We start from the raw sequence: 7479 nt of genomic DNA, 5'->3' as shown, positions 1-7479 counted from the left end.
CGTCTACGAGGAGCGGTCGGTGGCGTTCACGCTCCCGGCCGGACTCGGCCTGGACGCCGCCGCCGACCGGCTCGGCACCGACGTCGCGGAGATCACCCTCGCCGCCTTCGCGGCGCTGCTGCACTGGTACACCGGCCAGGAGGACATGGTGCTCGGCCTGTCGCACGCGGGCCGCGACGAGCGGGACCGGCACGTCGTCGGGCCCCTCGCGAACCTGCTGCCCGTACGCCTGTGTCCCCGCGCCCGGCAGTCCTTCGCCGACCTCGTCGCCCACACGGCCGCCGAGACCGCCCACGCCCGCGCACACGACCGCGCCCGGTTCGACGAACTGGTGCGCGCCGTCGACCCGTCGAAGGACATGAGCCGTACCGCGCTCTTCGACGTGCTCTACAGCTACCTGCCCGCCGCGGCGCCCCTGCCCGGACCGGACGGCGCCCCCGCACACGTCGTGGACACCGCGGGCGGCCGCGGCAAGTACGACCTCCACCTCGCTCTCCAGCCCGACGGCGACGGCCACCGCGGTCATCTCGTCTACAACGGGCTGTACTTCGACCACGACCAGATCTCAGCCATGGCCGAGCACTACGCCACGGCCCTCCGGCAACTGACCGAGTGCCCCGAGGGCGAGGTGGCCGGCATCGACCCGCTCTCGGAGCGGGAGCGCCACACCCAGCTCCGCGTCTGGAACGCGACCGAGGCGTCGTACGAGGAGACCCCCGCCCACGAGCTGATCGCACGTCAGGCCGCGGCCCGGCCGGAGGTCACGGCCCTCACCGACGGCGACGTCACGGTGAGCTACGGCGACCTGATGGCCGACGCCCGCTCGGTCGCCCGGGGCCTGCTCGCCGCCGGAGTACGCCCCGGCGAGCTGGTCGCGCTGCTGTTCCCGCGCGGCGCCGACCAGGTGCGCGCGGTGCTCGGGACCCTGCTGGCCGGCGCCGCCTACCTGCCCATCGACCCTGCCGTCCCCGCGGAGCGCCGCGCGTTCATCCTGTCCGACTCCGGTGTGCGCCTGGCCCTCGCACCGCGCGCCGGCACCGGGGGCGACTTCGACGGAACGGTGCTCGCCCTGGAGGAGATGCTCGCCGCTCCCGCCCCCGAGGCGACCGCGCTGCCGTCCGTGCCCCTGGACTCACCGGCCTACTGCATCTACACCTCCGGCACCACCGGCCGTCCCAAGGGCGTGGTGCTGACCCACCGCAACCTGGTGCGACTGCTCGACAACGACCGGCTGCCGTTCTCCTTCGGGCCCGCCGACGTCTGGACGATGTTCCACTCCTACGCCTTCGACTTCTCGGTGTGGGAGCTGTTCGGCGGACTGGCGCACGGCGGCCGGGTGGTGCTCGTCTCCGAGGACGAGACCCGGGACCCGGGCCTCTTCTTCGACCTCCTCCAGCGCGAACGCGTCACCGTGCTCAACCAGACGCCCAGCGCGTTCCGCCGCCTGCTCGGTCTGCGCCCCACGACCCCGGCCGGGCTGTCCGCCTTGCGCTGTGTCGTCTTCGGCGGCGAGGCACTGCGCCCGGGGATGCTGACCGAGTGGTCCGAGCGTTTCCCGCACGTCCGCCTCGTCAACATGTACGGCATCACCGAGACCACCGTGCACGCCAGCGTGCACACCGTCACCCGCTCCGAAATGGAGACGGACACGAGCGTGGTCGGCACCCCGATCCCCACCACCCGTCTCTATCTGCTCGACCGCCACACCGGCCGCCGCCTGCTGCCCGTCGGGGCCGTGGGGGAGATCTACGTCGCCGGTGACGGGGTGGCCGGAGGCTACCTGGGGCGGCCCGAGCTGACCGCCCAGCGCTTCGTGCCCTCGCCTTTCGGCGACGGCACCCTGTTCCGCAGCGGTGACCTGGCCGCCCACCTGCCCGACGGCTCCCTGCGGTTCATCGGCCGCGCCGACTCCCAGGTGCAGCTCCGCGGTTACCGCATCGAGCCGGGGGAGGTGCAGACCGTGCTGTGCGGCCACCCCGACGTCTCCGACGCGGTCGTCTTCGCCGAGGACGACCGGCTGGTCGCCGTCGTGCGGAGCGAACGGGACCTGGGCGCGGGGGAGCTGCGCGGCCACCTCGCGCAGCGGCTGCCGTCGTACATGGTTCCCTCGCTGTTCCACGTCGTGCGGACCATCCCGCTCACGGCCAACGGCAAGGTCGACGTGAAGGAACTGCGCGCCCTGACCGCCGCGGCGGCCGCCCCCGAGCGGCGCGAGCCCCGCGCCGGCACGGCCGCCGAGCTGGCGGCCGTGTGGTGCGATCTGCTCGACGTGGCGGCCGTCGGCGAGGACGACTCGTTCTTCGGCCTCGGCGGGCACTCCATGCTCGTCGTCCGCCTCATCGGTGAGATCGCCGACCGGTTCGGCGCCGAACTTCCGATCAAGACCCTCTTCGAGACGCCACGGCTGGGCGACCTCGCCGACCTCATAGACGCGGCCCCCGGCCGCCGGGGCACCGTCCCCGCCGCCCGGCGCGAGCCGGCCCCGGCTCCGTCCGCCGTACCGGCCGCCTCCGCCCCGTCCGCCGCACCCGGCCCCGTGACGGCCGGCACCGCTGTGACGGCGGCGGACGGCGAGGAGTCGCCCGCGAGCGCGTTCCAGCGCCGTATGTGGCTGGCGGAACAGATGGGCCAGGGCGCGCCCGCGAACGTCTCCCTCGGCTGGACCGTCACCGGTGTCCTGGACATCGCCGTCCTGGAGGACGCGCTGGCCCGCCTGGTCTCCGGGCACGAGATCCTGCGCACCGCCTTCCGCATGCGGGGCGGCACCGTCAGCCAGGTCGTCCAGCAGCCCTGGCGGCCGCGCGTGCACACCTTCGTGGCCGAGGGCGGCGACGGTCCCGAGGAGGCCGCGGCCCGGTGGCTCGACGAGGCGGTCGGCCGCCCCTTCGACCTCGCGTCCGGGCAACTGCTGCGCGCCGCCGTCGCCGACTGCGGTCCACGCGGCACGGCGTTCATGCTCTGCGTGCACCACCTCGTCGTGGACGGTGAGTCCGTACGCGTCCTCATCAGCGAACTGGAGCGCTGCCACCGCGACAGCCTCGCCGCGGTGCCCTCCGCACCGCCCGCGCTCCAGTACCGGGCCCACGCCGCCGCCGAACTCGCCGACGGAGCCCGCCGCGACGCCGACCTCGCGTTCTGGGAGCAACGGCTCGAAGGCTGGCCGGCTCGGCCGGCCCTGCCCGTCCCCGAGCGCCCAGAGGTCCACGGCGCGGTCCGGATCGACCTGCCCGACGGCCTGCTCGGCCGGCTGCGACCGGTCATGGCCGAACACGGCGCGAGCTGGTTCATGATCATGGCGGCGGCCCTGGCGACCGCCCTGCACCGGTGCGGCGGCATGCCCGCACTGACGTTCGGCGTCCCCGCCAGCGTCCGTGACTCCGCCTCCGCCGACCTGCTGGGGCCCTGCCTCAACCTCGTCGTGCTCCGCTCGTCGCGGACCGCGGGCACCACCGCCCGCGACACGCTGAAGGCCATGCGCACCGAAGTGCTCGACGCCTTCGAGCACGCCCACGCCCCCTTCGACGAGGTGGTGGCCCGGCTCCGCCCGGACCAGTCGGCCGGGAGCGCGCCGTACACCGATGTCGTGCTCAACATGAACCTGCGCGGAGACCGGAGCGCGGTTCTCGGTGACGCCGAACTGCGCCCGGTGTCCGACGAGCCGAGATGGCTGCGCGAGGTCAAGTTCGGCGCCACGCTGACTGTGGGGGAGCAGGGAGGCGAACTGAGCGCCGTACTCTCCCACCGGGGTGACCGGGTGTCCGCCGCGGACGCCGCCCGCCTTGCGGAGGCCGTCGCCGCCTACCTCGTCGAACTCGCCACGGACGCGCTGCCGCCGCAGTACCGGGACTTCGTCCGCGTCCAGGACGCGGACCGCTCCTCGGGACGGCACGAAGCCTCCCTCGCCCACTGGCAGGAGCGGCTGAAGGGCGCGCCCGCCTACCTGGAACTGCCCTCGCCCGAGGAGCCCGCCCCGCACGGCGTGGTCGACCTGGCCCTGCCCGAGCGAGCGGGCGAGCGCCTGCGCGCCCTGCAGGAGCGGCACGGCATCTCGCCGTTCATGACGGCCGCCACCGCTCTGGCCGTCCTGCTGCACCGCCGCACCGGCACCGACGACGTGGTCATCAGCAGCCCCATGACCAACCGGGGACGAGGCGGACTCGCGGGCGTGTTCGGGCCCTGCCTGAACACCGTCCCGCTCCGCTCCCGGCTCCGCCCCGGCACCACGGTGCGCGAGGTGCTGGAGGCGATGCGGGACGAGACGCTGGAGGCGTTCGCCCACGGCGAGGCACCCTTCGAGGACGTCATCGACCGGCTCAACCCGCCCCGCAGGCCCGGCCGCACGCCCTACGGTGACGTCAGCCTGTCCTTCACCACGGTCGCGCCGCGCCCCCGCACCATCGGCGGGCGCGCCCTGAGCGCCGTACCGCTGGACGGCGAGGGCGCCGCCTACACCGGCAAGCTCGGCCTCACGGTCGCCCTCGTCCTCGACGGCGCACACCTGCGCGGCCGCCTGTCGTACCACGGCGGCCTGCTGCGCCGCGTGGACGTCGAGCACATGGCCGGCACCCTGGCCACGCTGCTGGACCGGCTGCCCGAATACCTCGACACGCCCGTCGCCGCGCTCGACCTCCTCCCGCCCGGGGAGGCGGAGCGCATCCGCGCCTGGGAACACGGTCCGCGGCCGGGAGCGGTCACGACCGTCCCCGCCCTCGTCCTGGACCAGGCCCGCACCCGGCCGGACGCCCCGGCCGTGGAGAGCACGCGCGGCACGCTCGACTACGGCGGTCTCGTGCGTCGCGCCCGCTCGGTCGCCGCGGCACTCAAGCCGCACCTGGCGCACGAGACGCCCACGGTCGCCCTGCTCCTCGAACGCGGCGAGGACTACGTCGTCGCCATGCTGGCCGCCTGGTTCGCCGAAGCCGCGTTCTGCCCGATCGACCCGTCCTGGCCCGCCGCGCGGCAGGAGTACGTCCTCGACGACGTGCGCGCCGACGTACTGCTGACCCGTACCGGGACCGCACTGCCGGACCGCGGCGCGGTCACCGTGGTCGACATCGCCAAGGTGCCGGAGGGCGGCCACGGCACGGACCCCGACACCGAGGGCCTGCCCGACTGGTCCGCCGACGCCCGGGCCTACGTCATCTACACCTCCGGCACCACCGGCAGGCCCAAGGGCGTCGCCGTCCGGCACGGCGGGCTCGCCAACCTGGTGCGCTCCGCCGCCTCGACCATGGGACTCGGCCCCCGGGACCGCTGCTCCCACCTGCTCAGCGTGAGCTTCGACTCCTCCCAGCTGGAGGTCTGGCAGGCCCTCGCCAACGGTGCCTGCCTGGTCCCGCACGAGAAGCCCGTGACCCCCTCCACGCTGGGCGCGTGGCTGGACGCCAAGGGGGTGACGGCGGCGTTCTGCGCCACCGCGCTGGCCGAGGCCATGTGGGGCACCGGCACCACCACGCCCCGCGCCCTGCGCTGGCTGAGCATCGGAGGCGCCGCGCTCTCCCAGCGGCCGCCCGCCCGACTGCCCTACCGGGTGCTCAACTCGTACGGCCCGACCGAGAACACCGTCGCCTCCTCCGAGCACATCGTGGACGGCGCCGGCACCACCCCGTTGAACTGCATCGGACGCCCCCTGCCCGGGGTGCGGATGCTCGTCCTCGACGAGGCCGCCCAGCGCGTCCCGCTCGGCACCGTCGGCGAGATCCACCTCGCCGGTGACAGCCTCGCCGAGGGCTACCTGCACCGGCCCGAACTGACCGCGGAGCGCTTCCGGACGATCGAGGTGGACGGCGGTCCGCTGCGCGTCTACCGCACCGGTGACCTGGGCCGCCGGCTGGCCGACGGCTCCGTGGAGTACCTGGGCCGGGCCGACCGGCAGCTCAAGCTGCGCGGCTACCGAGTCGAGCCCGGGGAGATCGAGCACTTCCTCCAGCAGCAGCCCGAGGTCGGCCAGGCCGCCGTCACCGGCGACCCGCAGCGCACACCGGCCCTTGTCGCCTACGTGACACCGCGGGGCGACCGCACCCCCGACAGCGCCGAACTGCTGCGCCGGGCACGGACGGAGCTGCCCGCCTTCATGGTGCCGGAGGCCGTGGTGGTCCTGGCCGCCCTGCCCCTCACCACCAGTGGCAAGGTCGACCATGCCGCCCTGCCGCGCCCCGAGCGCGCCGACCTCGTCGGCACCGTCGGACACGTCGCGCCGGGCAACGACACCGAACGCAAGGTCGCCGCACTCTGGTCGGAGGTCCTGGGCCTGCCGGACATCTCGGTCCACGACACGTTCTTCGACCTCGGCGGCAACTCCCTGGCACTGGCCAGACTGCACAGCAGGATCGTCTCCGCCTTCGGCCGGGAACTCCCCATCACCACCCTGTTCGAGCATCCGACCGTGTCCGCCCTGGCCCGCGCGCTCGGCACGGCCACCGGCCACGGCCACTCCGCCGGGCCGCCCGAAGGGCCCGGCCACCCGAAGCGACCCGTCCGCTCGGCCCGTGCCGTCCGGCGCGGGCGCCGACGCCCCGGCGCGGCAGGGGGCGAGTGACCATGACCACCGAAACCACCCCCGCCACTCCGGCCGGCTCCCCGTCCAGCGTGTGGAGGCATCCCACCCTGCGGGTGCTCCTCGCCGCGGAGACCATGTCCATGCTCGGCACGCAGCTCAGCGCCGTCTCCATGCCCTGGCTGGTGCTCCAGCTGACCGGCTCCGCCGCCGACATGGGACTGGTCATGGCGGCCCAGCTCGCCGCGATCACGGTGTTCGGCTTCTTCGGCGCCGCCTGGACCGGCCGGATCGGGCCCAGGCGGATCATGCTCATCGGGGACGCCGTCCGCGGCCCGCTCGTCGCGCTCCTGCCGGTGCTGTACTACCTGCACTGCCTGAACACGGTGACCTTCGTGGTCGTCATGTTCGCCATCGGCGCCTTCTACGCGCCGTACCTGGCGAGCCAGCAGGCCATCCTGCCGAGCGTCGTCGGTGAGGACGAGCAGCTCCTCGGCCGGGCCAACGCCGCCCTGCACAGCGCCACCCGGCTCAGCGTCCTGCTGGGCCCCACGCTCGGCGGCCTCCTCATCTCCCTCTTCGGCGCACCCACCGTGCTCCTGGTGGACGCGGTGTCGTTCGCCGCCTCCGCGCTGCTGCTGAGCCGGCTCCTGCCGCACACCCCGCCGCAGGCGCCGGTACCCCGCCGGTCCCCGACCGCCGCGCTGCGCCTTCTGCTGTCCGACCGGCTGCTGAGCAGCTGGTCGGCGGGTCTGGCCCTCGGGGAGATGGCCTGGCAGGCGATGTTCGCGCTGCTCCCGGTGATCGCCGTGACGCTGGAGGGCGGTTCGTCCCTGGTCGCCGGAGGACTGCTGACCGCCTTCGGCGGCGGAGCCCTGACCGGCACCCTCCTGGCCGGACGGCTGATGCGCCGCGTACCCCCGCGCACCCTGGCCCTACCCGGCAGGGTGGGCCTCGGCGTGGTGTTCTTCGCGCTGCCGCTG

Annotated in this window: 2 protein-coding genes; both read left to right on the top strand. The window is 74.4% G+C overall.

All coding sequences use genetic code 11. The features are described 5' to 3' along the window. Window positions 1–19: 19 nt before the first annotated feature. Entirely contained in the window at window positions 20–6538 is a 6519-nt protein-coding gene (locus CCN33_RS02885) for a non-ribosomal peptide synthetase (RefSeq protein ID WP_244173582.1), read from the top strand. Between the two features lie 2 nt (window positions 6539–6540). Next, a partial coding sequence (locus CCN33_RS02880) for an MFS transporter (protein ID WP_244173580.1) occupies window positions 6541–7479 on the top strand: 939 nt, incomplete at its 3' end.

Origin of the sequence: Streptomyces recifensis, assembly GCF_002154615.1 — a bacterium.
GTDB lineage: Bacteria > Actinomycetota > Actinomycetes > Streptomycetales > Streptomycetaceae > Streptomyces > Streptomyces griseoluteus.
The sequence above is the reverse complement of the archived record's forward strand: the minus strand, read 5'-3'. Positions and strand labels throughout refer to the sequence as shown.